We start from the raw sequence: 901 nt of genomic DNA on the forward strand, positions 1-901 counted from the left end.
AACTCCGGCTGGGGCACGAACCACTGATGGGGGGCGCTCGCGCCCGCCGCCTTCATCGCGCTCGCCTGGGCTTCGGCCAGTGTCGACTTGACGGTCTGCGCGTTCAGTACGACCAGTTTTTCCACGCCTTCAAAGAACTTGCTACCCAGTTCGAAGAACGCGTCGAGACTGGCCCGCTGGGAAGCGACGACCTGCTCGGGACTCGATAACGCCATGGTTGACCTCTTGAAATTTGCTGCTGCTACGGCAGCAGCGGGTTGGTGAATGAATCAGGCTACCTCGTACCAAGTGAAGCATTCGACGCGGCACAGACTTTCCGGCTGTTATGCGGACGAGGCATGTCCATATGGCATTGACTACAATTGTCCTTCCCTGTTGCTATACGCTCGTGACGAGTGCGGTGACGGCGCCACGGCTTTGTACACAACGCACAGGCCGTGCCTAGTGGCCGCGAGCGATGGCTGCGAGAATCGAATCGCCATCGCTTGTGACGTACAGGCGGGATTGTCCGGACGCCATCCTTTCAAGCGAGACGAGTCGACGCGCCAGCAGCGCGTCAAGTTCCGCTCGATCCGGATCCACCTGATCCGGCGCATCTTTGACCAGCATCAGGGTGGCAATTTCACGAAAACTCAGCATGGCGTCTCCTTGTTTTATCTGTTTCGCATACCAGCATGACTTGCCTGCGACGACGAATGCCAGTCCATGAAGCAAGACCGCATTTCTGCATATAAACGTGTTGGGTAAGCGGTTTGCGAGTTGAGGTGTTCAACTACTCCGCCATCCATTGCATTAATAACCGCCTGCGGCCTTTCGCGGAGGCGAACAGGTACTCGTTCATCTGAGAGATGAAAACATGCTGGTTCGGCTTGCTCAAGCGTGAAAAAAGCAGCAGTGCGCG

The 901-nt window shown here is 56.8% G+C and carries 2 protein-coding genes; both read right to left on the reverse strand.

The annotated features are described in order from the left end of the window. Positions 1-215: TIGR01841 family phasin (gene phaP / locus KHO33_RS41900; RefSeq protein ID WP_211629347.1), on the reverse strand; the 215-nt coding region annotated here is incomplete at its 3' end. A gap of 226 nt (positions 216-441) precedes the next feature. Continuing rightward, entirely contained in the window at positions 442-639 is a 198-nt protein-coding gene (locus tag KHO33_RS41905; RefSeq protein WP_200568558.1) for a hypothetical protein, read from the reverse strand. Between the last annotated feature and the right edge of the window lie 262 nt (positions 640-901).

The sequence above is a fragment of the Paraburkholderia nemoris genome (assembly GCF_905221015.1).
GTDB classification, from domain to species: Bacteria; Pseudomonadota; Gammaproteobacteria; order Burkholderiales; family Burkholderiaceae; genus Paraburkholderia; species Paraburkholderia nemoris.

What these genes read in the sequence shown, in the direction of transcription:
- KHO33_RS41905 (WP_200568558.1), bottom strand. Translation starts at nt 639, where the DNA reads ATGCTGAGTTTTCGTGAAATTGCCACCCTGATGCTGGTCAAAGATGCG.